Annotated in this window: 19 protein-coding genes; 12 read left to right on the top strand and 7 right to left on the bottom strand. The window is 43.4% G+C overall.

From position 1 onward, the window contains the following. Positions 1-7 precede the first annotated feature (7 nt). The 8 genes from PE36_RS03620 to PE36_RS03585 are packed head-to-tail and all read left to right on the top strand — an operon-like array spanning position 8 to position 7752. Positions 8-436: a thioesterase family protein gene (locus PE36_RS03620; protein ID WP_006030604.1), complete on the top strand. Its 429-nt coding sequence runs from the start codon at positions 8-10 to the stop codon at positions 434-436. Beyond that, entirely contained in the window at positions 429-1085 is a 657-nt protein-coding gene (locus tag PE36_RS03615; RefSeq protein ID WP_006030603.1) for an outer membrane lipoprotein carrier protein LolA, read from the top strand. Before PE36_RS03620 ends, PE36_RS03615 begins: the two co-directional genes overlap by 8 nt. Then, the gene (locus tag PE36_RS03610) at positions 1072-3486 is read left to right on the top strand and encodes an MMPL family transporter (protein WP_006030602.1); all 2415 of its coding nucleotides are present in this window, start codon (positions 1072-1074) and stop codon (positions 3484-3486) included. Before PE36_RS03615 ends, PE36_RS03610 begins: the two co-directional genes overlap by 14 nt. Further along, positions 3483-4121 (top strand): DUF3261 domain-containing protein, encoded by a 639-nt coding sequence (locus PE36_RS03605; RefSeq protein WP_006030601.1) that lies wholly within the window; start codon positions 3483-3485, stop codon positions 4119-4121. The genes PE36_RS03610 and PE36_RS03605 overlap by 4 nt, the downstream gene beginning before the upstream one ends. Next, positions 4118-5344, top strand: a complete 1227-nt coding sequence (locus PE36_RS03600) for a beta-ketoacyl-ACP synthase (protein ID WP_006030600.1) — start codon at positions 4118-4120, stop codon at positions 5342-5344. Before PE36_RS03605 ends, PE36_RS03600 begins: the two co-directional genes overlap by 4 nt. 2 nt (positions 5345-5346) lie before the next feature. Beyond that, positions 5347-5808, top strand: coding sequence for a hotdog family protein (locus PE36_RS03595; protein ID WP_006030599.1), 462 nt, complete (start codon positions 5347-5349; stop codon positions 5806-5808). Continuing rightward, positions 5801-6526 (top strand): 3-oxoacyl-ACP reductase FabG, encoded by a 726-nt coding sequence (gene fabG / locus PE36_RS03590; RefSeq protein WP_006030598.1) that lies wholly within the window; start codon positions 5801-5803, stop codon positions 6524-6526. The genes PE36_RS03595 and fabG overlap by 8 nt, the downstream gene beginning before the upstream one ends. Next, a complete protein-coding gene (locus PE36_RS03585; RefSeq protein ID WP_043993814.1) occupies positions 6526-7752 on the top strand; it encodes a beta-ketoacyl-ACP synthase in 1227 nt (408 codons plus the stop codon). The genes fabG and PE36_RS03585 overlap by 1 nt, the downstream gene beginning before the upstream one ends. A gap of 90 nt (positions 7753-7842) precedes the next feature. Here PE36_RS03585 and PE36_RS03580 read toward each other — a convergent pair whose 3' ends face one another. Genes PE36_RS03580 through PE36_RS03570 form a run of 3 tightly spaced genes read right to left on the bottom strand, consistent with a single transcriptional unit; the run spans position 7843 to position 10702 of the window. Then, positions 7843-8934 (bottom strand): iron ABC transporter permease, encoded by a 1092-nt coding sequence (locus PE36_RS03580; RefSeq protein ID WP_006030596.1) that lies wholly within the window; start codon positions 8932-8934, stop codon positions 7843-7845. Beyond that, positions 8935-9891, bottom strand: coding sequence for an ABC transporter substrate-binding protein (locus PE36_RS03575; RefSeq protein WP_006030595.1), 957 nt, complete (start codon positions 9889-9891; stop codon positions 8935-8937). A gap of 25 nt (positions 9892-9916) precedes the next feature. Next, positions 9917-10702: an ABC transporter ATP-binding protein gene (locus PE36_RS03570; protein ID WP_006030594.1), complete on the bottom strand. Its 786-nt coding sequence runs from the start codon at positions 10700-10702 to the stop codon at positions 9917-9919. 325 nt (positions 10703-11027) lie between these two features. Between PE36_RS03570 and PE36_RS03565 the strand changes: the two genes are divergently transcribed. Together PE36_RS03565 and PE36_RS03560 are read left to right on the top strand one after the other, a co-directional pair. After that, on the top strand, positions 11028-11732 hold the full coding sequence (locus PE36_RS03565) for a DNA-3-methyladenine glycosylase I (protein WP_006030593.1): 705 nt from the start codon (positions 11028-11030) through the stop codon (positions 11730-11732). Position 11733: 1 nt separating this feature from the next. Beyond that, positions 11734-12255, top strand: coding sequence for a DUF1439 domain-containing protein (locus PE36_RS03560; protein ID WP_006030592.1), 522 nt, complete (start codon positions 11734-11736; stop codon positions 12253-12255). Between the two features lie 34 nt (positions 12256-12289). On the opposite strand, the gene PE36_RS23665 is transcribed toward PE36_RS03560, so the two are convergent. Next, positions 12290-17620, bottom strand: a complete 5331-nt coding sequence (locus PE36_RS23665) for a PKD domain-containing protein (RefSeq protein WP_198138574.1) — start codon at positions 17618-17620, stop codon at positions 12290-12292. A 737-nt stretch (positions 17621-18357) separates the two neighbouring features. Here PE36_RS23665 and PE36_RS03550 point away from each other — a divergent pair. Further along, a complete protein-coding gene (locus PE36_RS03550; protein ID WP_006030590.1) occupies positions 18358-18756 on the top strand; it encodes a hypothetical protein in 399 nt (132 codons plus the stop codon). Between the two features lie 69 nt (positions 18757-18825). On the opposite strand, the gene PE36_RS03545 is transcribed toward PE36_RS03550, so the two are convergent. Continuing rightward, on the bottom strand, positions 18826-20742 hold the full coding sequence (locus PE36_RS03545; RefSeq protein WP_006030589.1) for a methyl-accepting chemotaxis protein: 1917 nt from the start codon (positions 20740-20742) through the stop codon (positions 18826-18828). A 250-nt stretch (positions 20743-20992) separates the two neighbouring features. Here PE36_RS03545 and PE36_RS03540 point away from each other — a divergent pair, with 250 nt between their 5' ends. Continuing rightward, a complete protein-coding gene (locus tag PE36_RS03540) occupies positions 20993-21325 on the top strand; it encodes a PBPRA1643 family SWIM/SEC-C metal-binding motif protein (protein WP_006030588.1) in 333 nt (110 codons plus the stop codon). A 458-nt stretch (positions 21326-21783) separates the two neighbouring features. Here PE36_RS03540 and btsR read toward each other — a convergent pair whose 3' ends face one another. Together btsR and PE36_RS03530 are read right to left on the bottom strand one after the other, a co-directional pair. Then, on the bottom strand, positions 21784-22497 hold the full coding sequence (gene btsR / locus PE36_RS03535; RefSeq protein WP_006030587.1) for a two-component system response regulator BtsR: 714 nt from the start codon (positions 22495-22497) through the stop codon (positions 21784-21786). A 3-nt stretch (positions 22498-22500) separates the two neighbouring features. Then, positions 22501-24192 carry a sensor histidine kinase gene (locus PE36_RS03530; protein ID WP_043993811.1) on the bottom strand — a complete coding sequence of 564 codons (1692 nt, stop codon included), beginning with the start codon at positions 24190-24192 and terminating at the stop codon, positions 22501-22503. Positions 24193-24619 lie beyond the last annotated feature (427 nt).

Raw genomic sequence — 24619 nt, 5'->3', positions numbered from 1 at the left:
TAAATAAATGAGCAAAAATAGTCTGTTATCAGAATCCGTTATTATTGACGTACCGTTTCATGATTGTGATCCGATGCAAGTCGTGTGGCACGGTAACTATGCGCGTTACTTTGAAGTGGCTCGCAGCGCGCTATTACGTAAAATGAATTACGATTATGAAGATATGAGTAAATCAGGTTACGTGTGGCCGATTGTCGATATGCGCGTGAAGTACATTGCTTCGGCGCGTTATGCGCAGAAGATCAAAGTGGATGCACATTTAGTTGAAGTGGAATCGCGCTTAAAAATGGAATACCTGATCACTTGTTTAGAAACGGGTAAGAAATTAACCAAAGCATCGACGATCCAGCTTGCCGTTGATTTAGAAACACAAGAATTGCAATTTGTGACACCTACTGTCTTTACTGATAAATTGAACGGTGAATTGAATGGGTAGTTGGTTACGACTACTGCTGTTAATGTCATTGGCCAGTAATGTGTTTGCTGGCGATGATGTTAAAGGCCTAAGCTCAGATTCAAGTAACGGTACGATTGAAGCGCCGCTGGTATTATTATCACAGTTTAAACCGCTGACAATAGCCAGTGGCACGTTTGTGCAAAACAAGTATTTTACGGTACTGAAAAACCCTATAACCTCAACGGGTGAGTTGTATTTAGATCAAGCCTTGGGTTTTGTTTGGCATACCAGCCAACCGATTGCCTCGACCATGATACTCAAAGACGAGGGGTTATTTTCCATTGACCATCGTCAGCAGCAGAAACAAATCAATAATGCCACGCCCATTGCAACTGTGCTCATGAGTGCCTTGTCCGGGGACCTTGCTGCGCTAGAAAGCCAATTTAGTTTGGCCGCTTCTTCATCAACAAAAGCATCATTAACAAAAACAGCATCTTCAAACCAAACCTGTATTGAGTTAACGCCAAAAGACGCGACGATAGCCAAAGTTATGCGGGTGATTGAGTTATGCGGGAAGGATACTGTCGAGCATTTAGTATTGTTTGAAACCTCGGGTAACCGTACCGAGATTACGATTAATTTGACAGCGGTTGATGAACTGCCAAAGGCTATTCGTGAGCAACTCTAATCTTAGCGCGAACAGTCGCAGTGACAGCCGTGGCAGTAATAACCGAGATCTTAATAAAAAGCTTGGGCTGAAATGTTACTTGCTGCAATTGGCTATGGTATTGCTGTTAGCAGGTTATCAGTTAGGTTGGGGGCAATGGCAAATAGAGACTAACATTCTGTCGTTATTACCGACCGACAGCCAAGCGCAAGCCAGCCAGCAATATAACATACAGCAAGCCAAGGCTGCATTATTCCAACAAGCTAATCAACGGGTGCTGGTGGCTATATCGGGTGAACAGGCGATCCCGGCATATCGCCAGTTAGCTAATGAAATTACGTCATTTGATGGCATTGAAAACGAATCAATGACAGTCCCTGATATCAGCGAGGTGATTGCGTTTTATCAGCCTTATCGTGACAGTGTCATGACCGATGACTATCAAGCTTTGTTAAGCACTCCTCAAGCCATCAATAACTTCGTGTTAGGTAAGTTAACCCAAGTAAGCGATCCGTTCGTTAGCGGTAGTTTAGCTATTTCCCCAAGACTGAATTTGGCTGATTTTTTGGCGACAGGTTTAACCCAGTTACAATCGTTTGAAACTGAACAGGGCATTATTGTCGTCAATAAAAATGGATTAAAGCATTACATCATGCCAATTAAGGTTGATGTTGATGGTTTCTCGGTGAAGCAAACTCAAGCATTTTCGCAGCAGTTGCAAGCAGAGTTCCGACGATTAGAAAGCAAGTTTGATGTGGATGTGCTTTACAGTGGGGTGTTATTCCACACGGCAGAATCCAGTCAGCAAGCTGAATATGAAATGTCGACCTTTGGTGTTATCTCATTACTCGCCGTGTTATTGATGATCTTGATGGTATTTCGCAGTGCAAAACCGGTGAATTTAGCGCTCATGGTATTAACCATTTCAGTGGTTTATGGCTTAACGGCAGTCGTTACTTTATTCAATCAATTGCATTTACTCACCTTAGTCTTTGCTGTGACCTTAATTGGTATTGTGATTGATTACTGCTTTCATGCCTTTGTGAGCTTAAATACTCGTGGTGGTATTAAATCGATCCGCACCGCCTTGTGTTTAGGCTTTATCACCACTGCGCTGGGTTATGCGGCCCTTATCATGTCGCCGTTATCCTTATTGAGTCAAGTGGCCGTATTCATGATCTTTGGCTTGTTCGGTGCACTGTTAACTGTGCTGCTATTACTGCCTTATTTTAATCTAACAGGCAAAATTAGCGTAACGCCAAGTGTTTGGGTGTTAACAGATAAGCTAAATGTTTGGTTAACAAAACTGCACCAGCAACGCCGACTCGTGTTTGTCGTATTGAGCTTAGGGTTAGTCAGCGCGATTGTCATCGATGACATTAATTTTAATGACGATATCCGGTTACTTAATTCCAGCCCCGCGTTTTTGATTGATAACGAGATCAAGATGGCGAAGTTAATGGGTTACCAACACAGTCAGCGTATTGTGATCACTGCTGATGACAGTGAAACCTTATTGCAGCGTCAAGAAGTCTTGCTTGCACGATTACAGAATTCACAACTGCAAGGTTTAACCGTGAAGAGTATTGCCAGTTTATTACCGTCGGTAGCCAAGCAGCAAGCAAATAATGAATTGCTTAAAGACGCTGAGCAACAACAGGTTTTCCAGCAGGGGTTAGCGATCTTAGGGTTAACCGATACGGTAGATGAATTTAAGCCGTTAACGTTAGCAGCGTTTAATGCAGGTCCATTGCAGGCTTTATCTGAAGTGTATATTTATCAATACCAGATTAGTGATGACAATGAGAAGTACGCCTTGTGGGTTGAAACTTCCGGTGTGGCATTAAATACTGACTTACAGCAATGGATCGCAGCACAACCTGACATGAGCATTGATAATAAACCAGCGGAAGTGTCTGCGGCATTAAGCCATTATCGCCAAGCGTTATTGTTACTGTTCGCAGGGGCAATATTAGTGGTGACGATGGTATTGTGTTTACGTTTTGGCTTGATGCAAGGCTTGTTAGGGTTATTAAGTATTGTGGTCAGTGCTGGCGGTGCCTTGCTATTAACGCAATTAACCTTAGGTCATCTTAATATTTTCAATTTGTTAGCGGTATTACTTATTCTCGCCTTAGCCATTGATTATGTTATTTTTTATCAAGAGCATGGATTACAACGTAATACCGTTTTAGCGATAACCTTGTCGGCTATTTCATCTGCGCTGGTATTTGGTGTGCTTGCGCTAAGTGTGACGCCTGCGGTAGAAAGTTTCGGTTTAACTGTTATGTTTGGCATTTTGTTAGTCTTTCTATTAGCGCCGCTAAGCGCGAAACAAGTAGCGTCACTGGGTGCTAAGCAGGTTGAAATGGAAGAAACTGACAACGATCTGAATAACAAGGAAATTGAGGTAGCAAAATGAAGTGGACCTGTTTACCGAGATTACGTGTACTGAGGTTAAGTGTATTGAAGTTAAATGCACCGCGATTAAGCGCTGTGTTATTCACGGCCTTATTATTAACTGGCTGTATTAGCATGCCACAAAGCCATTTAGTCACTATGGCTCCCGGTGTCACCTTACAACTGACTGCGCCGCCAGCAGCATTACAGATGCAGGCGAAAACACAGCTAATTGAAGCAGATTTTGATGGTGAAATTCACAGTTTATTAGCCCAAGTCGAGTTTACTGAAACGCAAATTAAATTAGTCGCAATGACACCATCAGGTATCCCGCTGTTTGATGTATTGTGGAGCGTGAATGACGAAGCTGTGATTAATCAATATGTGCCCGTACCGGGATTAGATATCAGTTATGTGATTGCAGATCTGCAATGGGTGAACTGGCCATTTGCGCAATTACAGTCAGCGACCAATGGCTTGTTCAAACAAGAGTTTAGACATAGTTCAGGTCAAACTGCAACGGATTGGACGCGTACATTAACCCAAAATGGTCAGGTTATTTTAACCGTCGAAAAGTTCGATAATCGTTATATCCTTAAGCATTTACTGCGCGATTATCAAATAACAATAACAGAATTAACTAAGGTGTCACTGTGAGTATCTGTCTAAAAGATTTTGGTGTGGTATGCGCATTAGGCGATTCGAAAGCATCTGTGACCGCAGGATTACTAACAGGTAGCCGTAGTGGTTTAGTACTTGATAGCGAGTTGCCAAACGCAGAGCCTCAATATGTGGGACGTGTACCTGATGCAGCTTTTGATAAAACAACTTTTAATAAAACAGGCTCTGGCTTAGAAGCGGATACTAACGGTAAAATGCTTACTCGTAATGATAAGCTTGGTCAGTTGGCTTATTTACAAATTGCCGATACGCTAGCGCCGTTAATTACTGAGTTTGGTCAACAACGTATCGCAGTAGTGATAGGAACCAGTACCTCGGGTATCGAATACGGCGAACAAGCATTAAAGCAAAAACTCGCGACAGGCAAATACCCAGATAACTACCATTACAAAATGCAGGAAATGGGCACCACAGCGCAGTTTATTGCTGATCTATGTCAGGCTAAAGGACCGGTTTACAGTATTTCGACAGCCTGTTCATCCAGTGGTAAAGCCCTGGTGAGTGCGCAAGCATTATTGGAAGCTGATTTAGCCGATGTAGTGATTGCGGGTGGTGTTGATAGCTTAGCAAAACTGACTGTTAATGGTTTTAAGGCATTAGCCTCAACAGCGACCACACAGACTAATCCGTTTGCGGCAGACCGTGATGGCATTAATATTGGTGAAGCGGCAGCGTTATTTGTCGTCACTAAAGAGCAGGGCGGTATTCAATTATTGGGGGCGGCTGAAACCTCTGATGCTCACCATTTATCGGCACCGCATCCAGAAGGTGAGGGCGCATTACGGGCGATGCAAGCAGCATTGGCCGAAGCGCAGTTACAAGGCTCACAAATAGATTATGTAAACCTGCATGGTACCGGCACGCCAAAGAATGATGACATGGAAGCCAAAGCCATGTTTAACGCTTGTGGTAGTGAGGTATTGTGCGGGTCGACTAAGGGCATGACTGGGCATACATTAGGTGCCGCAGGTGCATTGGAAGCGGGTATCTGCTGGTTATTACTGAATGATGAATATAACCCAGCGCATAAAGTGCCGGTTAATGTCAGCGATGGTGAGGTAGATAACAACCTTGCGACGATAAACTTAGTGAATGCCAAGGCCAATGCCGAGCGTACAGCTAAGAATAAGTTACAAACCTGCATGAGTAATTCATTTGCTTTTGGCGGTAACAATATCAGTTTAGTGATAGGAAAATAGCAGTGAAAAAGTACCCAATAGCGGACGTATTACCGCATAGCGCACCGATGATCTTAATTGATGAGTTGGTGAGTTATGACGACGAAAACGTCAGTTGCCGAGTGACTATTACGCCCACGAACCCTTTCTTTGATAGCGCCAAACAGGGCGTACCAAGTTATGTTGGCTGCGAATATATGGCGCAGACCATTGCGGCTTATGGTGGTGCACATGCATTAGATGATGCGGGTGAAGTGAAAATTGGTTTCCTGCTTGGCTCCCGTAAATATAACGCCGAAGTGGGTATATTTAAAGTAGGGAAGACCTTGTTAATCGAAGCCAAAAAACTAATTCAAGACGAATCAGGACTGTGTGTTTTTGATTGCGTTATAAAAGATGAAGATAATGCGGTACTAGCAAAAGCTAACATCAATGTATTCCAACCGCAGGATCCAGCACAATTTTTAAAGGATAATCATGAGTAAACGTATTCTAGTAACTGGCTCAAGTCGTGGACTGGGCAAAGCGATTGCGCTGCAATTAGCCAAAGACGGTTTTGATATCACCGTGCATTGCCGTTCGGGTGTTGAGGCTGCGCAGGATACTTGTGCTCAGATTGCTGAACTCGGTCAACGCACCAGCTTATTACAATTTGATGTGTGCGACAGAGCCGCGGCAAAAGCCAGTATCGAAGCGGATATCGCTGAACATGGCGCGTATTATGGCGTAGTCTGCAATGCCGGTATTACCCGTGATATGGCATTCCCATCCATGGAAGGCGAAGACTGGGATGACGTGATCCGTACTGGCTTAGACGGTTTTTACAATGTGATCCACCCAACGGTAATGCCGATGGTACGCGCTAAAAAAGGCGGTCGTATCGTTACTATGGCATCTGTTTCTGGCCTAATGGGTAACCGTGGTCAAGTGAATTACAGCGCTGCCAAAGGCGGTATTATTGCGGCATCAAAAGCGTTATCACTTGAGCTAGCAAAACGTAAGATCACGGTAAACAGTGTCGCACCTGGTTTAATCGAATCAGACATGACTAAAGATCTACCGCTCGATGAAATCAAAAAAATGATCCCATTAAGACGTATGGGCAAACCAGAAGAAGTGGCGGGTACCGTGTCATTCTTAATGTCTGATTGTGCGGCTTACATTACCCGTCAAGTTATCTCTGTAAACGGTGGACTGATCTAATGAGAAGAGTTGTTGTAACAGGTATGTCTGCGATCACCGCGCTTGGTGATGATTGGCCTACGTTTAAAGCTGGATTAGAACAAGGTAAAAATGTCGTTAAAGTGATGCCTGAATGGGATTATCTTGATGGACTTAATACCCGCTTAGCGGCGCCAGTGCTGCATTTCGAAAAACCAGCACACTATAAACGTAAACAAGTGCGTTCAATGGGGCGCGTATCGTTAATGTCGACACGGGCAACAGAATTGGCATTAGAACAAGCGCAGTTATTAGATCACCCCGCATTAACCGATGGCCGTACGGGGATCTCGTATGGTTCATCTGTGGGTTCTACTGAGCCACTGATTAATTTTAGCCGAATGATGGACACGGGTAACATGTCTGGCGTAACAGCGACCAGTTATATCCAAACTATGTCACACACAGCGCCAGTAAACGTAGGCGTATTCTTCGGTTTGACGGGGCGTGTTATTACCACCAGTTCGGCCTGTACGTCGGGTTCACAAGGCATTGGTTATGCGTATGAAGCGATTAAATTTGGTCGTCAGGACTTGATGGTTGCTGGTGGCGCTGAAGAGTTGTGTATTACCGAAGCGGCCGTATTTGATACCTTGTATGCGACCAGTGTGAAAAATGACACACCTGAATTAACACCGCGACCATTTGATGCTGATCGTGATGGCTTAGTCATTGGTGAAGGTGCATGTACGCTGATCCTAGAAGAGTTAGAACATGCCCTGGCGCGTGGCGCGAAAATTTATGCTGAAATTATTGGTTTTGGTTGTAATTCTGATGGTAAACACGTTACCCAACCAACCGCTGCTACGATGCAAATTGCCATTGAACAAGCGGTTGAAGATGCCAATATTGATATCGCTGAAATCGGTTATGTGTGCGCCCACGGTACCGCAACCGATCGCGGTGATATTGCCGAAACCAACGCCACCGCTGCTGCGTTAGGTAAAAAACCAATCAGCTCATTAAAGAGTTATCTCGGTCATACCTTGGGTGCTTGTGGCGCAATTGAAGCATGGGCATCAATCAACATGATGCAAGATAACTGGTTCGCACCGACTATCAATTTAGACAATATCGCGCCTGAATGTGGCGATCTTGATTATATTCGCGGTGAAGGCCGTGAGATCCACACTGACGTTGTGATGAGTAATAACTTCGCCTTTGGTGGCATTAATACTTCGTTGCTCTTTAAGCGTTGGAATAAGTAACGATCAGTCAGTCGTAATACTCAAAATTCAAAGCAAATACAAACGCGCCTTACTTTTCATTAAGTGGCGCGTTTTTAATATTGTTTACGATTATTTTTTTGCCATTAAATAAACAAAAAAACCACCGCCAATGACGGACGTTACTATGCCAACAGGTAAGTCTTGTGGGGCTATTAATGTCCGGCCTAAGGCATCAGCCCAAACTAACAGCAAAGCCCCGACCAAAGCACTGATGGGCAATACTTTGTTGTTATCGGCACCGACAAAGATCCGCACGATATGAGGCACCATTAAACCGACAAAGCCGATCGCACCACTAAAGGCAACCATGGTTCCCGTGACTAAAGCGGATAATAAGAAGACCATAAAACGCAGACCATTGACGTTAACCCCCAGTGTGATAGCAGTTTCATCACCCGCCATGATGGCATTAAGTGAGTTAGCCCAAGACAACATAATGGGCAATGCTAAACACAATGCGATAAGCGGATAAATAAGTTGCGACCATTGCGCAGCACCTAAGCCACCTAACATCCAAAATAACGCTGAACCCGCTATCTTTTGATCGCCAACAAAGATCAAATAATTAGTGATCGACATCAGCATGAAATGGATGGCGACACCGCTTAAAATGAGTTTGTGTTGTGACAATGATTGTCCTTGTTTAGCGAGGTATAGCACCATTAACATTGATATTAATGCGCCGATAAATGCGGCTACCGGGATACTCAGAGCATTGTCAAAGGGGGCAATAAAAATACCTGCATATGAAATAACTGATACAGCCCCAAGTGATGCACCTGCCGAAGCACCAAACAGGTAAGGGTCAGCCATTGGGTTACGCGTTACAGCTTGCAAACAAGTGCCAACCAAGGCTAAACCGGCACCAACAAGCACCGCCAGTAAAATGCGCGGTAAACGAATAAACCAAACTATGGATTCTTGTCCCTTGCTCCAAATAACAGGCATACTATCGGGTATTAATTTATTGATTATAATCGAGATGATCGTTTGCATCTTTAGATCGCTCGAGCCGAATGTAGTACTGACTACAACAGACATAAATAACAGAAAAGTTAAGATGAATAAGATCCACGCTAGCTTTATTACGCGTTTATCTTGGCATTGATTATGCTGCTGTGATCTTGGGCTTATCACGTTGTTACAAGGTTGATTGTTCATTTATTTAAAACGCTCTGGATGTAAGTCTCGGGCTAATTTATCAATCGCATCGATATTTTCGATGCCGGGTGTCGCAGCGGTGTAATCGATAATAGTAAAACGATTTTGTTGTACCGCAGTCAAGTTTGCGGTGGCAGGAAAGCGTTTTAAGAACGCAATGTTGTCTTCAGCTTTGGAGCTATTATAGTTAATTATAACGATGTGTTCAGGGTTTGCATCAACAACTGACTCCCAGCTAACAGCCCCCCAGCTAACGGCTAAATCACTGAGAATATTAACCCCACCGGCAGCTTCAATAATGGCATTTGGCGTGGCTAATTTACCGGCTGTAAATGGCTTGTCGATGCCACTGTCATAAACAAATACCGTGGTTTTATCAACGCCATTTAATTGTGCTTGGAGCACTGATAAGCGCTGCTTAAAAGAGGCAATTAATGCCTCCGCCTTGGCTTCAATCGCAAATATCTTACCCAACGCCCTAATATCGTAAAACGTATCGTCTAAGCTGGCGTCAACCTTGTGTTGTACGTGGGCACAAGACTCTTTAATCAGATAAGTTTTAATGCCAAATTGAGCTAATGATTTAGGTGTCGTCGGACCGCCTACAGGCATACCGTAATTCCAGCCGGAAAAGAAAAAATCCGCCTCGATATTAAGTAAATTTTCAACCGAGGGCTGTTTTATCGCTATCTCGGGTAAACCGGTAATTTGTGCCGCGAGTGTTGGTGGTATTGTGTTGTATGCTGTGACGCCGGAATAAGCGACCATATTGTCTTTGAGTCCTAGAGCCACCATAATATTGAGCATATTAATATCATTAGCTACGGCTCGAGTGGGGACGTTAGGGTAATCTACCATGTTACCGCATACGTCAATCGATACGGCTGCCCCTGCGATGGATGGCATGAGTAGAGCAATCATTCCAATTTTTTTTAAGTGCGCGTTAAATTTGTTCATAGTTAATTCTTTTTATGAGTGATGTTTAATAAGGGGTAGCAGAGGATTTAATCGGCGCTATATAACGAATGTAAGGTATATCGTTATGACTTTGTTGACGAACAATGGCGTCCATTGAAAAATAGCGTTGCAATGTATGCTCGGTTAGTACTTGATTTGGTGAACCTTGCATCACTATTTCACCATCATCTATTAGGTATAAATGATCGCAATAACGTGCCGCGATGTTTAAATCATGCAAGGTACACAACACCGAAATATCAAGTGATGCGATAAGATCAAGCAATTCATATTGATAATGAATATCTAAATGGTTTGTTGGTTCATCCAAAATAAGCAATTGTGGTTGTTGCACCAAGGCTCGCGCTAATAAACAGCGTTGTTTTTCGCCACCTGACAGTAGGTCGAAACATTGGTTTTTGTTGGCTGTTAAATTGACTTTATGTAATGCGTCATCAATACGGTGTTGGTATGTTGTGGCATTTGAAAACAACCCTTGGTGGGGGGTTAATCCCATCGCGATGACTTCTTTAACGGTGAAGCCAAATTCAGCAGGCATCTCTTGTAATACGACCGCGACATGTTGAGCGACGTATTTTGCAGATAAGGTATATATATCTACTTGATTTAACAATACCTGACCTGAATCTGGCTGGTAACGGCGATAAGCACAACGTAATAATGATGACTTACCAGAACCATTAGCGCCGATCAAACCGACAAATTGACCGTGTTTAACAGTCATATTTATATTTTTTAAAATGGCTTTATGGGTAACAGACCAATTAAGTTGATTAATCTGCAGGTGCATAAGCTCTCCCAATCATAATTAAAGGCAGTGAATTTTTATTCCAAGTAAGTGCTATTTGGAAATTGTCATGTGATAGTGAGTAAACGAAGCGTGGAATTATCACGGATAATATGCTGATTATAAGAACCAATATGGCGTAAATGTTTCTATCACCGACGTTTATCACTAAGTGTATTGAACAATAAAGTGATAAATTATGCAAGTTAAGTCAATCATTAGGAGGTAGTGTTGTTGTATTGCAAACGCTTCTTTCTTTTCAGCATTGCGAGTTGGAATAAAATTGCGATAAACTACAGGTATATATTGATACAGGTTATAAACACTAATGGAATCATTCGACAAAATATACCACCGAGCTGCTGAACGCAAAGGCGGGGAACAAGCATTAGCGTATTTATTATCGCAACCGCTGACAAATGCCGAGCTTGTTAATGTACAGAACAGCGATGTGTTGGCGGAATTTACCCGTGCCATCTTTAAATCAGGCTTTGTATGGCGGATTATTGAAATTAAGTGGGCCGGCTTTGAAGAGGTATTCTGGGGTTTTGATATCGATAAACTGATCTTAATGCCCGATGATATGTTAGAGCGTAAAGCGGCCGATACTAAAATTATTCGCAACTATACCAAAGTAAAAACAGTGCGTGATAATGCGATGTGGTTAAAAGAGATCTGTGATGAGTATGGGTCTGTGGCGAAGTGGTTAGCACAATGGCCTGCAGATGACGTGGTGGGTTTGTGGCAATACATGAAAAAACACGGCAGCCGTTTAGGTGGTAATACCGGCCCGTATGCATTACGCCGATTAGGTAAAGACACCTTTATTTTGAGCTCGGATGTTGAAGCTTATTTCCGTGGCCATCAGCTTATTGATGGGGGGTTAATGACCAAACGTAGCTTAACCGCGATCCAAAATGCTTTTAATCAATGGCAGAAAGAGTCTGGGTATAGCTTACAAGAATTGAGTCAAATTATTGCTTATTCTGTGGGTGATAATCGCGTTGGTTTTAGTGCTAACACGGAGAGTTAAAATGATGAATAAGCTAATACTAATAATATTTGTAATCTGCGCATCGATATTACCGGCACAGGCACTCACGGTTAAATTCACTGAAGCTGAGTTGCAAGAGAAAGTCGCTAAGGTGATGCCGCTAGTAAAGAAAACACCTTTTATAACGGTTGAGTTAACTAACCCGGTAGTCAAATTAGCAAAAGATAAAAATGAAATTGAATTACAACTCAATGTTAAGTTATTAATGGCGGGATTAGAAAAACGTGGTTATGCGCGTTTGACGGGGTCACTGAGCTATCAAGCTGAAGACGCTGCATTTTATGTCACCAATATGCAAGTGCATGAGGTGACTGTTGACGGCATGCCTGAATTTTTCACCCCACAAGTGATTCAAATAGCTGAACAAGTTGTTAATCCTGTACTTGACAAAATGCCAATCTACAAGCTTAAAGACGACTTAACCCAAACCATGGTTAAAGCCGTATTAGAGTCCATTGAAGTACATAATAAAGAATTAGTAGCGACGCTTAACGTTATTTAATTGACCACTATAGATGTCTGGTTGTAATACTGTATTACTGTGGCAGGTGTGTCACCTCCCAATACAGAGCGTTCAACCAGCTATAAAAATTGCTAGTGTTCTTTGTGCCGGTTATTCGTATCCGCAGCTGACCTTGCGTAGAAATATAGTGAGGGATATTCGTGCCGATAATCCAAGAGACCGTCACGTCATCCTCATTATCAACAATTGAGGTGTCAACGAGTTCCCAAGCGCTATCTTGAAAGTTATAGATATAAAAGCTTTGGGAAACACCAGCCAGTGAATATTGGCCAGTATTAATCACCTTGATCTGAGTGATATTTTCAGGCAGTTCGGTGATCGTGGTTGTCACATACCAGTCAATAGTCTGGTTACCTGAAACAGCGGTTGAATAAATGTCATAGGTATCACTATCTGGTGCGAGGAAGCTCGCCATCGTTCCCCAATCATAACTGCCGGTGATTATATTCGCAACATCCGGATAATAGAGCTTCGTTGAAGGTGCTGATTGAATATTGATCGTAACAGTGTGGGACACATTGCTGGTCGCAGTATCGTCATCGGTCACGGTAAGGCTGACCGTATATGCTCCCTCTGTCGCATAGGTATGATTCGGGTTCTGCAGTGTAGAGCTAGATCCGTCGCCGAAATTCCAACTCCACGCTGTGATGTTACCGTCATTATCGGTGCTCGCATCGGTGTAATTGCAGCTAAAGCCAGTGCAAGCCGAAGTGAATGCAGCTGTCGGCGCTTGATTCTCTAGTGGCACGGTGCTGACCGTAACGCTATTCGATACAGTGCTCGTCGCACCATTATTATCCGTTACAGTAAGGCTCAGTGTATAGGTTCCACTGCTGGTGAAAGTATGGGCAGGGTACTGTTGTATCGAGCTTTCACCGTCGCCGAAATCCCAGTTCCAGGCTGTGATACTGCCGTCAGTGTCGGTACTTATATCGGTGAGATCACAGTTGAGGTTTGTACACGCGGATGTGAACGCTGCGGTAGGTGCTTGATTCACTGGTGGTGCGGCGCTGACTGTGACGCTATGTGATACGCTGCTGGTACTGCCATCGTTATCGGTCGCGACAAGACTAACAGTGTATGTCCCCGCCGTCGCATAGCTATGGTTCGGGTTCTGCAGTGTAGAGCTAGACCCGTCGCCGAAATCCCAGTTCCAGGCGGTAATACTGCCGTCATTGTCGGTGCTGATATCAATGAGTTCACAGTTAAGGTTTGTGCACGCCGATGTGAATGCTGCGGTCGGAGTTTGATTTACCGGAGGTGCGGTGCTGACCGTGACGCTATGCGATACGCTGTTGGTGCTGCCATCGTCATCTGTCACAGTAAGATTTACCGTGTAGGTACCCTCCGTCGCATAGGTATGGTTAGGATGTTGTAGTGCAGAGCTGGATCCGTCGCCGAAATCCCAGCTCCACGCAGTGACATTGCCGTCAGTGTCGATACTTGTATCTGTGAGATCACAGTTAAGGTTTGAACACGCCGATGTGAACGCTGCGGTCGGCGGCGTGTTTGTTGGTGGTGTTTCGCCTCCAACCGACTGCGTTACCTCCCAGTACAGCGAATTAGACCAGCTATAAAAACTGCCTGCATTATTGGCGCCTGTGATTCGGACCCGCAGCTGACCTTGCGCGGAAATATAGTGAGGGATATTGGTGCCGATAATCCAGGACACCGTTAGGTCCTCCTCATTACCAACAATGGAAGTGTCGACGAGTTCCCAGACAGAATCTGTAAAATTATAGACATAAACGTTCTGGGAAACGCCAGCCAGTGAATATTGGCCAATATTAGTCATCTTGATCTGAGTGATATTTTCAGGATTTTCCGGGATCGTAGTCGTCACATACCAGTCTATAGTCTGGTTACTTGAAACTAATGCAGAATCAATATCATAAGTATCACTATCTGGTGCTAAGAAACTCGCCACAGTCCCCCAATCATAGCTGCCGGTGGTGATATTCACCGCATTCGGGTAATAGACCTTCGTAGAAGGCGCTGATTGACTATTGATCGTAACAGTATGGGTCACATTGTTAGTTGCACCATCGTTATCGGTTACGGTGAGGCTTGCTGTGTATGACCCCTCCGTCGCATAGCTATGGTTCGGATTTTGTTGTGCAGAACTGGATCCGTCGCCGAAATTCCAATTCCACGTGGTGATAGTTCCGTCAGTGTCGGTACTGGTATCAGTGAGTTCACAGCTAAGGTTTGTACACGCAGAGGTGAATGCAGCGCTAGGCGCTTGATTCAGTGGTGGCGCGGCGCTGACCGTGACGCTATGTGATACGCTGCTTGTGCTGCCATCGTTATCGGTCACGGTAAGGCTAACCGTGAACGTTCCGCCAGCGCTAAACGTATGGCTGGGGCCCGGTTGTGTAGAGCCGCTACTGTCGCCGAAACTCCAGTTCCACGCGGTGATAGTGCCATCAGTGTCGGTGCTTGTATCAATGAAATTACAGTTAAGGTTGGTACACGCAGAGGTGAATGTTGCGGTCGGTACTTGATTCACTGGTGGCGCGGTGCTGACCGTGACGCTATGCATTACGCTGTTAGTGCTGCCATCATTATCGGATACAGTAAGGTTTACTGTATAGAGTCCGTTGGCGCTAAACGTATGGATAGGGCTCTGCTGTGTCGAGCTGCTACTGTCGCCAAAATCCCAACTCCAGGCCGTCACGCTGCCGTCAGTGTCGGTGCTTGTATCGGTGAAATTACAGTTAAGGTTGGTACACGTAGAGGTAAATTGAGCCATCGGCGGGGTGTTTGTTGGAGGTAAGGTTTCGCCAGGGGATTGGGTGACTTCCCAATACAGTACATTAGACCAGCTTTGCAGGCCGTTAGTGTTCTTTGCGCCTTTTATGCGAACGCGAAGCTGACCTTGCGCAGAGATATAATTTTCTATTGCAGCGCTGATAACCCTGGATACAGGTACATCATCATCGATGCCAAAGATGGTCGTATCGACAAGCTCCCAGCTTGCCGCCTGGAAATTATAGACATAAAGATGCTGTTCAACACCGGCTTTCGAATATTGCCCAATATGGGTAACCTTGATCTGAGCGACGTTTTCAGGTTGTTCGGAGATAGTCACTGTTGCGTACCAGTCGGTTTCTCGACCACCTGAAACAGCCGCTGAGATAATGTCATAGGTATCATTATCGACCGAATTGAAACTTGCCATGGTTCCCCAATCATAACTACCAGTCGTGACGACCACGGCCTCTGGGTAGTAGATTGTTGACGATGGCGCGATATTGATATTGATAACGGCTGAATCGACACCGCCTTTACCGTCTGAAATGGCATAGCTCAAGGTGTCAGTGCCGACAAAATCCAGGAGGGGAGTATAAGTGTAATTGCCTCCCCCCTGATTCGTGAACGAACCATTTGTATTTGTCGAATTAACCGTTGTGATTGTTAAAGGATCCCCATCAAGATCACCATCGTTGGACAATAACATGGTATCTGTTATGACTAATGCAGTGTTGATATTGGTGTTAAAATCATCTTGTCCGGCGATCGGTGTGTTATTAAACACAGGCGTTTGCGCACCATCAAAAGACACGACCACTAATGCGTATTGGGATAATGACACATTAAATGTAACCTTTTGATTTGAAACTGTATAAGCAATAGGACTAAGTGCAGGTTGATCTGGTGAAGTTAACGCCACCCCGGTAACCTGTTTGCCCGCTGGAATGTTAAGGCTGGTAGAAAATGTGGTCGGCACTAACGAGAAGCTGCCATCGACACCAATGAAATTAACGAACTGCAGCACGGTCTCATCACCAAGGTGAGAAAGCTCAAAATGTACTCGTCGGTCGGCATTGGTGGTGAGAAGAAGGGTACTTGATGCCAGAATGCGAGAGGATAATATCTGCAGTGCGGAGCTGTTATTTGATACAAAATATGCTTTACCTAACAAGGCGGAAAAGAAACTCACTTTACCACCATTAGGGTGTAGCATTTCATGTTCGGCAGGCAGAGGTTCATTGTTATTAAACCCGAGTAGCTCAGCCAGAGCGTAGTCAGAACGCGATGTTCCATACCTATCCAATCCTGTCGGGTTTGGTCCTGTTACCAGTAAATTACCTCCATTGGTCACATATTGTCGTAGGATCGCGGCTTCTGAGTTCGATATTGCTTCGACATTCGGTAGGATCACCACGTCATAGCGCGAGAGCTCTTCTACATCAGCTGGGTTAACGACACTGTCGAAGGGAATATGTTCGTGTACCAGCATTTTAACCATACCACGGTATTCAGCGAGATATTGGCGCTGGTACGCACTCTCAATGGCATCGCCCGCCCACCAGAGTGGATCTCCGCCCGATTCCCACGTGGTAAACATACCTAGTCCCTGGTATTTATCGACATAATCTCGGCTTGGCGATGAGTAAAGTACAGCAACGCGTGCACCGGTTTGCGCTTCAAACAGATAAGGAGAGTACTTTTGTGCCCAGTCGAACATGCGGGTTCTGAAAGCCGCGCCGACAGTCGTTGTCATTTCTGGCACTTGTAATTCATAAGGGTTGTTACCTGTGGCAAGTGCCGCGGCCATCACTAGCCCAGCATCATCAACCTGCTTGCCATAATTGAACACCCAAGATGGCTTTTCGCCTGACGCGGCACGGGTATATTTAAATGCGGAAATAAATGAAATCCAGTCATCCTCTTGGGCATTCCTCATCCCAACAGTATTGCTCATTGTATCGACTTCCCATACGTGGGTAAGGCCTTCGATGTGTTTTAGATAACTGCCGTCAAGGCCGTAAATGGTTGCCCCGTTATAGTCGGTTGGAAGGGTTTCGGCAAAAATTGGAAATTCAGGGTCTTGAGAGCGTGCCGCCGTTGTTACATCACTCAGGAAGCGAGCGAGCTCCTCATGACGCCAAGTGATCCAACGTCGCCATACCGGATCATCCCAGTTTTCTACGGCGGGGGCAGTAAAACCTGTGTCTGCTAAAAATTTTGCCACCGCATGGGTATTAAAGCCACTCCATTTGGTCGGGCCGAAGTCGGCATAGATAGGTACATCAACCCAGAGTCCATCAATGCCCGTCGCTACTATCTTGCGAACGCGATCTAAAAAATAGTTACGATAGCCGGGGGCACTGGGTGACATCCAGGCGCTTTCATCGTCCTTTTCAACCCAGAATACCTGGCCACCGCCTCCATAGAAGACATTAGGCGTTCCATTCATCCCGATCTGTATCCAGTCCGGATGCTCTTTAGCCATTGTTTGTGAGATATTCTTGCCGTTCACTGTCACCACTTCCAGGCTCGGATAGTACCAAACGACTCGCAATCCGCGCTTATGTGCTGAGTTTACAAACGTGCGCATCAATGACAACTGCAGCTCGAACTGCGCATCAGTCAAATAGTTTGAAAGGGAGGAGTCAGCCTCAATGACGCTGACTTTCTGCGCCTGCAAATTCGAAAGAAGCAGATCGATTTCACCCTGTGTCATACCAGACCAGACCGCGGCGCCGCCAAGCTTGGCTGTTTTGGCCCAAGAACTGAAAGCAGAGGGTTCCGCTGCTAGGGCAATAGTAGAGAGACCCAAGGTGAAGATCTGCACAGACAATAGAAAAAATAGAATAAGTGATTGAATTTTCATTGGATTTCATCCTTAGTTACGGATTGAAATGCGCCTGAATTGAAATTCCAATTTTCACACTACTTCCAAATTATAACAACAAGCATCAATATTTATGCTCTTGAATTCCACAGATATAACACCACTTAATCAACCGCGGTTTATGGAGTAAAGAGATTAAACTGAATAAGTACATCGCTATCATGGCTAACGATACCAACGTCTGCAGAGTATAGGAGAAGAATCACGCTTTGTGAAAGTTAATGGGCTAGTTACCGGCATATCGGGTAATACTATGCTAAGGGGCGTTAAAGAGAAAATTAACCGACGATTAATAATGATCACATAATAATAGTTACATAATATGATTGAGATCTAGGTCACATTTAAGTATTATCCCTATAGAGGTAGTTTGGGTTTGCTGGTTAGCCAAGTACCACCTGTTATCGAGAATCTGATTTCTAAAGTAAGGATATTTTATTTTGACAATTCAACAGTCTACACAGGATCGTAATCGGCATTGTTCTGAACTGAATGGTGGCAATACTCAACAAGTTAACTGTAAGGGTGACAAGATAGAAAATATTGGTCAACTGTTAATGCATTTAGGCATGGATAATATAAAGAACAAGTGTGACGATTGTGATGCTAAAACCCGTCATGCTTGTTTAGAAAAACAAAGTCAGTCAGACAACCTGAATAGCGCTAAGCAGTTAAATGATAATACCATCAACGAGCGCCTGTTAACCGCACGTCAATGTCCTGAGCAGAACTTATTTCAGACTAAATGGACTAGCGACATTAAGCGGAAAGTCGAGCGTAAACTTATTTTAAGTAGTCTTTTCGCCAGTGTGCTCGTGGTGGTGATGACCTTACATTAGAGTGATGTCATTATATGAATAATAAGCCCGTATTACCGGGCTTATTGAGTTCAGCCAACCTGGCCGTTGTTATAATTTAAACACCCCAACCATGTCGCCAAGACGGACCGATAAATCACGCAGCTCGTGGCTTGATTTAGCTAAACCTTCAGCAGTATCCGCAGTACACTGCGTTATCTCATTAATCTCGACAATATTCTGGTTTATCTCATTCACCACCGTAGATTGTTCTTCAGTTGCCGTTGCAACTTGGGTGTTCATGTCAGAGATCAGGCAAATACGCTCACCAATAGAGACCAAGGCTATCGAGGTATCGGTTGTCGCAATAGTCCCCTGTGTGGTTAACTCACTGCTTCTCAGCATCGCCGCGACGGCACTGCTCGCTTCATTTTGTAAGTTATCAATCATGGTTTGAATTTCGTTGGTCGATTGCGCAGTACGACTGGCCAAATTACGCACCTCATCGGCAACTACGGCGAAACCACGTCCTTGTTCACCCGCACGCGCAGCTTCAATTGCTGCGTTTAAAGCAAGCAGGTTGGTTTGCGCCGAAATGCTGCTAATCACGTCTAAAATACTGCCAATCGCTTGGGTATTATTGGCTAATGAATCGATGACTTGGGTCACCTCTCCGACATCACCGGCAAGTTGGTTGATAACATTACTGGCTTGCGTGACCACCTGCTGACCATCTTTGGTTTCAGCTTCAGCATTTTGGGCTTCAACGGCAGCTGCTGATGCGTTATTGGCGATCTCATTCACCGTGGCGCCCATTTCATTGATCGCAGTGACCACCAGGAAGGTGCGGTCGCGTTGTTCATGACTATTATCTAAGGTAATCTGTGCTTGGCTGGCAACCTCTGCAGCGGCCTGCTGGAGTGCTTCACCAGTACGTGATACTTCTTGCATGGCATTGTGGATCTTAGTAATAAAACTGTTAAAACCTAATGATAGTTGCGCAATTTCATCTTGGCCTTGTATTTCAATACGCTGACGTAGGTCGCCGTCACCATTACCAAGTTCCGAAAACACGGTCGCGATACGTTCAATTGGGCGAGTAATGTTGTTACCTAACCAAATTGCGATAAACGTAAAGATCAGGGCAATAGCCAATGTCCATAGCATGATCTTGTTATTGGCTTGCGATAAGCTGGCGAATGCTTCCTCGGTTGGTAATTCAGCAACCACATACCAATCCATTGATGGAATATAACTACTGGCAATTAATGTTGCATGATCCGAAACGGTCGTTTCCGTCAGATTGAACGCCGTCTTTTTAAGTAGGGTCGTGGCCAATTGATTATCATATAGCTGGCTTAAGCTGGTATTTCCCATAAGCGCATTGTCATTATGTAAACGGATCATGCCAGCCGCGTCCACCAGATAAACAAAACCGCTCTGCTCTAGCTTAAATTGATTGATAAAGTCGACCATTTCATCTAGGGATTTTGACAGGCCAGACATGCCTTGCCCATTACGTTGCTGGTAGTTAATAAAGAGTTTCATCTCACCGTTACTTTCTCTAAATACACTCACAGACTGCTGTTGATTACTGTTGGTAAAGTCGAAAAACCAGCCATCTTGTTGACGATTCAGCTGACGTAAAAACCCGTTTTGATTCCAGTAGTCACCAGTCATACGGTTAGCAAAGGAAGCATCAATAAGCTGATATTGGCTTTTTACATCGTTAAGCACTTGCACTAGCTGAGCTTCTTGTGCAGTGGTACGTTCAGTTTTCAATAATTCAAGCATAAACCGATTGCTCGCCAGTTGCTGGGCGGCCTGCTGTAAGGTAGATATCTCTTTATCAACCTGATTGCGGATCTGCATTAACTTTGCTGGTAGTTCTGATGTGGTTAAGCGTGTTTCGATAACTTCTCTGGCTAAGTTTTGACTTACGAATCCGACGAGTAAGGTCGCGGTAATGACGGCACTAATCATGGTGATGATCAGTTTTTGTTTGATACTAAATTGACTGAAATTCATTCGGGTGTGTCCTAGCCTATCGATAAGGAAATGCAAGTGTCAAAAATGTTTAATAATTAACTAATGGCCATTATTTTTAACGTTGCAAGTGTATTTAACTGGTTAACGGCTGGAATGGAGAAACCTTTAGTTGTATAAGTCAGTTTTATAGGTCTTTTTAACTAATTAAGCCACCTGGTATTTAAAAAATGGCATATTTATAGTATAAGAGCGGGTTGAATTAAGAATATCCCAAAATTAGGAACTACAGATGTCTAAAATGTTTTTCAAAGGTCGTATCGACGCGAGACAAAATTACGTTAAAGCTGGCTATAATACTAAACGCGATATTAAGCTTGGGACTGACGAGTTACCTTTAAACTTGGTTGTGCAAACGGCAGAGCGTCAAACTGAAGTTGAGGCTATTTTAGCGGATACAAAATTAGTTGCGAACATTGAAGTGAATGCAGACAAAGAAGAAAACATCCGTGATTTAGACGGTATGTTAAATAAGCCAAAAACAACAGTATCTGAAAAAACGCCTAACCGTAATGAGCCTTGCCCATGTGGTAGTGGTAAAAAATACAAAAAATGTTGTGCATAATTAGTTTTCCCCATAAACTATTTTAGTATTTAAACTATTTATTATTAAGCCCTTAATTTTTTTGATTAAGGGCTTTTTTATTACTGTCAATAAATCTCCATATCGACCGCAGATTGCCGATAATAGCTGATGTTACTGGTAACATTGGCCACTTAACTTGCCATATCGCCGCTGACTTAATCAATCCTATTAATATGGTTTTATTTTACTAAAATCACGTGCATATAAATAAGGAGATCTATATGAGTTTGTTGTATTTTTTTTGGTGGCTGGCGGCTATCAATTAAACTCGTACAGCACTGTTGCTGACAAGGATGCAAAGAAGATTGGATATAAAGTCAGCCTGGCAGGGGTGAAAAGAAGTGCTTCTACACTTAAGTAATGTTTCTTTATATTCAGTCTTTAGCATAAAAATAGCCTTACTCACGCTAGTGGTAGGGCTATTTTTTTGTGTCAGTTTAGATAATGCCTAAGCTTTGTTTTAACAGTTTTAAATAACGGCGGCTAACGGGTAGCTTTTGACCACTGTTCGTTATTATCTCGGCTAAACCATTATCCAATAACTGGATCTCTTTAATGGCTTTTAGATTAACCAGATATTGACGATGGCAGCGGATCAGTGGCGTTTTTTCTTCCAATACTTTTAATGTTAACTGACTTGTCGCTTCTTGCTGGGCAGTATTTATATATACACCAGTCAATCCACTGTGTGCAAACTCAATATCTTGGGTGGCGATAATCAAAATACGATTATGACCAATACAAGGCACACGCTCTAAATATTCGAGTGTTATGGCGTTATAATTTGGCTGTTGTGTTGATTTGACCAAGCGCTCAACGGTTTTTTGTAAGCGGGCTGGATCAATCGGTTTAAGCAGATAGTCAAACGCATTTTCTTCGAACGCCTGTACCGCATACTGATCATAAGCCGTTGAAAATACCACTTTCGGCATGGTCTCAGTATTCAACATCGACAGCATTTCGATGCCGGTTATTTGTGGCATCTGAATATCTAAAAATATAATGTCAGGTTTAAATTTATTAATTAATTGTAAGCCTTCGATTGCATTTTCTGCTTGTTGAATTACCTGAACTAGTTTGGTTTCATGTAATAATTCGATTAACTCTTCACGCGCATATTGTTCGTCGTCAATGACGATGGCATTAAGCATGAGTTAGTGTTCCTTATTAGTTGTTATCGTGCTGGTTGGCAGTAAAAAGGATACTTGGGTCAGCTTATTTTTGGTCGTTGAAATCTGTAAACTTGAGTGCTCATTAAAGTGATTAATCAGTCTCTTATCTACTATTTTAAGTCCTAACCCCGTGTTTTCTTCTTTGCTAGTGACAAATGTACCGGCATTATCGGTGACAAAAATACGTGGACCCTCAGGCGTTATTTGACTGTATATCTCTAATTTACCCGCACTCAGCATGGTTGAAATACCGTGCTTAATCGCATTTTCGATGAGGGGCTGCAGGGTAAAACTAGGCAGTTTGATATCCATTAATTCAGGGGCAATATTAATACTAACGCTAAGACGATTAGTGAGTCGCGCTTGTTCTATGGTCAGATAAGCATTCACATGGGACAACTCTTCGCGCAAGCTAACCGATTCAATGTTTTGTTTTAGATTTTTGCGGAAAAATTGGGCAAGATGTTGGATCAACATCCGCGCTTTATCGGGTTCTCGGCGCGTAACGGCACTGATAGTAGTTAATGCATTAAACAGAAAGTGCGGGTTAACTTGCGCGTGTAATAATTTCAGTTCAGCTTGTGTTAATAAGGTTTGCTGCTGCTGATAATGGCCCAGTAATATCTGACTAGACAGGAGTTGGGCGATACCTTCTGCCATTGATATATTAATGTTAGACAGTAGTTTTCGGCGTGGTTCGTATAACTTAATGGTGCCTACAACCTTATTATCCCCATTACGTAAGGGTAAGATAAACGCTGAACCGAGTCGACATTTGTCATCAATTGAGCATTGATAAGTATTGGTTGTACTGTTTAAATCTATGATGCGATTTTCATCTATAGCTTGCTGAATATAGCTAGAAATAGGCACATTGACATGATGATGTTGTTCGCCGATGCCAATAAAGGCCAAAATATTGTTGGTATCCGTGATCGCGATGGCGCCGACATTGGTTTCTTCATAGATAATGTTAGCAATGGTCTTAGCACTTTCAGGATTTAGTCCTTGACTGAGAATACCAACACTGCGATCTGCAATTCTAAGTGCGCGTTGTGAAAATGCGGTTGAGTACTTTTCAAAAATTGATTTCCTATCTTCGATGATACTCATGAATAATACTGCGCCTATGGTATTTGCCGTGATCATTGGTAGTGCGGCCACACTCACCAGTGCATACGCTTGCTCATAGGGTTTTGCAACAACCAGCAGTATTGCCATTTGTGTCAGTTCGGCAAATAGCGTAACCAGAAAAATAATGTGTGGTTTAAATATGTAGTGGATCTTATTCTTGCGTAATAAATAGACATGTAACAAACCACCAATCAATCCTTCAACCGATGTCGAAATTGCACAGGCAAGGTCGGTAAAACCACCCATAAAGTAGCGATGTATTCCACCAGTCATACCGACTGCTAACCCGACAACCGGACCACCAAATAGACCGCCCATTACAGCGCCGATTGCGCGAGTATTAACTATCGCATCGCCATATTGCAGACCAAAATAACTGCCCATCATACAAAACATTGAGAATATTAAATAACAACTAAGCTTGTGCTCCCAACGTGAGGAGATATTTAATAATGGTATGAAAATGGGTGTTTTGCTGAGCAGATAAGCCAACACAAGGTAGACACACATTTGTTGTAATAGAGAGGGGATCAAATCCATCATGACATCTCAATTTTATTTATGTATAACAAACAGTAACGCCATTATTTAACGTTACCTGTCTAACATTAATGGGCTAAATGCGCTGTTTATTTATGAATTAATTAGCATACACACACTTACCAAAAAAACCTATTAAATATAAGCGTTTAGATGTTTTTTAGTGCTATTTTGAGTGAAAAATAACTGTTCGCTCAAATCAGGAACAGTGTTGTATGCTTTTTATATATAACAAAAGGAGTAATTGTAACCTTTTCAATAATATAACTGGATTTTTTATAGGGGATAATAACTATAATTGGTTATTTGATGTTATTTGATGTCATTTAATGTTTTCTGCTGGTTAGCATAGCTTGATGTACTTTATTCGGGAAGGAAGTCTGGTGGGAATGGTGAACAGCACATCAATATGCTGCTCACTTACATG

The sequence above is a fragment of the Moritella sp. PE36 genome (assembly GCF_000170855.1).
In the GTDB taxonomy this organism is placed as follows: domain Bacteria; phylum Pseudomonadota; class Gammaproteobacteria; order Enterobacterales; family Moritellaceae; genus Moritella.
The sequence above is the reverse complement of the archived record's forward strand: the minus strand, read 5'-3'. Positions and strand labels throughout refer to the sequence as shown.